At 63.0% G+C, this 2,434-nt stretch carries 4 protein-coding genes; 1 reads left to right on the forward strand and 3 read right to left on the reverse strand.

What is annotated here, in order from left to right; translation table 11 throughout:
- From WA702_RS12340 to WA702_RS12350, 3 genes are all read right to left on the reverse strand, one after another.
- Positions 1 to 1,217, reverse strand: a 1,217-nt coding sequence (locus tag WA702_RS12340; RefSeq protein WP_425110804.1) for a fumarate hydratase, incomplete at its 3' end; no start/stop codon positions are given.
- A gap of 122 nt (positions 1,218 to 1,339) precedes the next feature.
- Complete coding sequence (locus tag WA702_RS12345; protein WP_425110805.1) at positions 1,340 to 1,624, reverse strand: type II toxin-antitoxin system RelE/ParE family toxin; 285 nt, start codon at positions 1,622 to 1,624, stop codon at positions 1,340 to 1,342.
- Positions 1,621 to 1,851 (reverse strand): hypothetical protein, encoded by a 231-nt coding sequence (locus WA702_RS12350; protein WP_425110806.1) that lies wholly within the window; start codon positions 1,849 to 1,851, stop codon positions 1,621 to 1,623. The genes WA702_RS12345 and WA702_RS12350 overlap by 4 nt, the downstream gene beginning before the upstream one ends.
- A 123-nt stretch (positions 1,852 to 1,974) precedes the next feature.
- Between WA702_RS12350 and WA702_RS12355 the strand changes: the two genes are divergently transcribed.
- Positions 1,975 to 2,434, forward strand: a 460-nt coding sequence (locus tag WA702_RS12355; RefSeq protein WP_425110807.1) for an alpha/beta fold hydrolase, incomplete at its 3' end; no start/stop codon positions are given.

Raw genomic sequence — 2,434 nt, forward strand, 5'->3', positions numbered from 1 at the left:
GCGGAATCGCGCGCCACGATCATGGTGCCGGTCAGCGACAGCCGCGTCTTGGTCGGATATTTCGACAGGGTGCTGAGGATATCCTTCATCGGCTGCTGCAGGTTGATCTTGACGACCTCGCCGCCGAGCGCCTGCTCTACTTCCGGCAGATACTGCGCGGGATTGTGCTCGAGCTCCTCGAGATAGACGCCGTCCTTGGTGATCTTGCCGAGCACCTGGCGGTCGGCCGAGCAGGACACCCCGAGCCCGATCGGCAAGGACGCGCCGTGACGCGGCATGCGGATGACGCGGACGTCGTGGCAGAAATACTTGCCGCCGAACTGCGCCCCAACGCCCAGGCTTTGCGTCATCTTGTGGATTTCCTGCTCCATCTCGAGGTCGCGGAAGGCGTTGCCGTCGGGCGAACCGTGGGTCGGCAGCGCATCCAGATAGCGCGCGGATGCGAGCTTCACCGTCTTCATGCAAAGCTCGGCCGAGGTGCCGCCGATTACGATGGCGAGATGGTAAGGTGGGCACGCCGCGGTGCCGAGCGTCAGGATCTTCTCCTTCAGGAACGCCAGCAGGCGGTCTTTGGTCAGCACCGATGGCGTGGCCTGAAACAGGAAGCTCTTGTTGGCCGAGCCGCCGCCCTTGGCCATGAACATGAACTTGTAGGCGTCCTCACCCTCGGCATAGATCTCGGTCTGCGCCGGCATATTGTTGGCGGTGTTCTTCTCCTCATACATCGACAGCGGCGCCACCTGCGAGTAGCGCAGGTTGCGACGGAGATAAGCGTCGCGCGCGCCTTCGCTCAGTGCCGCCTCGTCGTCGCCGTCGGTGAGGACGTTGCAGCCCTTCTTGCCCATGATGATCGCGGTGCCCGTATCCTGGCACATCGGCAGCACGCCGCCGGCGGCGATGTTGGCGTTCTTGAGGAAATCCAACGCGACGAACTTGTCGTTCGGGCTTGCCTCGCTGTCCTCCAGGATGCTGCGGAGCTGCTTCAGATGGCCCGGGCGCAGATAATGGTTGATCTCGCCGAAGGCGGCCTCCGACAGCACGCGCAGGGCCTCGCGCGACACCACCAGCATGTCGCGTCCCAGCACCTTCTCGACCCGGACGCCGTCGGTCGTGATCTTCTTGTAGGGCGTGGTGTCCGCGCCGAGCGGAAACAGCGGGGTATGTTTGTAGGGCGGGACGGGCTTGCTCTGGTCGGGAAAAGCGATCGGCGCGTTCATGGGGAGCTCACGGGTTGAAAGGCCGGAAACGCCTGCCTGAGGCGTCCGGGGATCGAGCCGTTCTAAGCTCTTTTGGGGGAAAAGGAAGCTGCGCGGCTCGGAACGGGGCTATGTGAAGGCGGTCAGGCTTGACGATCTTGAGCGCCATGGACGACCGCCACAATCGTAATCTGATCAGCAGCTTCATCCACCGCATAAATGATGATGTACGGTCCCTCGATCAGCTCACGCGTTCCCTTGATCAGCCCCGGTCGTCCGATGTGAGCAAGGCCAGATTTCGCCAGGCGGTTGATCCGCGTTCGAATTCGGCCCACCAACTTGGCCGCAGCTTGCGGCCGATCACGAGAAACCCACTTGAAGATCGTCTCGATGTCGAGGGCGGCCGCCTCGCGGATCACGATCTTCATTTGTCGAGCAGGCGATCCAGGCGGGTATTGAACTCGTCCAAAGTCAACGTGCGAGCATTCGGCTCAAGAAGCCGTCTCTCCACTTCCTCGGCTTGCTCCGGGGTCAGACGATAGCCGGCGTCATCCTGTGCTTCCATGAGCACAAGGAGCTTCGCGGCATCTTCCTGACGGTCATCGGGCCAGGTCAGGACGCGATCAAGAATCTCTTTCACCTGCGCTTTGCTCATCAACCAAATATAGCACGCATTGTCAGCAACAGAAGGTATTTCAGCCGGTCTTGACAGCCCTGTTAGGCTGCAGCGCGAGGGCCGATCGAGACGGTCCCAACATAGCATCCAAGGAGCACGACAATGGCGACTTTCGTTCTCATCCCGGGCGGCTGGCACGGCGGCTGGATGTACACTGACCTGGCAGCGCGGCTCCGCGAGGCCGGTCACGATGCCTACGCCTTGACGTTGAGCGGGCTGGACGACGGGCCCTCTCCTGCCAACGTCAATCTCGACACCCATATCGCCGACGTGCTGGATCTGCTCACGATGGAGGACCTCTCCGAGGTCATCCTCTGCGCCCACTCCTATGGCGGCATGGTGGCATTGGGCGTTGCCGACAGGGCACCGGAACGGCTGGCGGCCCTGATCTATCTCGACGCCTTTGTGCCGGAGGATGGCCAGTCCTGGTGGGATCTGGCCGGCGACGCCTACCGGGCGCTCGTGCTCGCGCAAGCTCGCCATGACGGCCTCACCGTGCTGCCGCGCGACGGCGCGGATCCGCGCTGCCGGCCGCATCCGCTCGCCAGCTTCGTGCAGGCCC

The organism is Bradyrhizobium sp., assembly GCF_049798375.1.
In the GTDB taxonomy this organism is placed as follows: domain Bacteria; phylum Pseudomonadota; class Alphaproteobacteria; order Rhizobiales; family Xanthobacteraceae; genus Bradyrhizobium.

What these genes read in the sequence shown, in the direction of transcription:
- WA702_RS12345 (WP_425110805.1), bottom strand. Translation starts at nt 1,624, where the DNA reads ATGAAGATCGTGATCCGCGAGGCGGCCGCCCTCGACATCGAGACGATC.
- WA702_RS12350 (WP_425110806.1), bottom strand. Translation starts at nt 1,851, where the DNA reads ATGAGCAAAGCGCAGGTGAAAGAGATTCTTGATCGCGTCCTGACCTGG.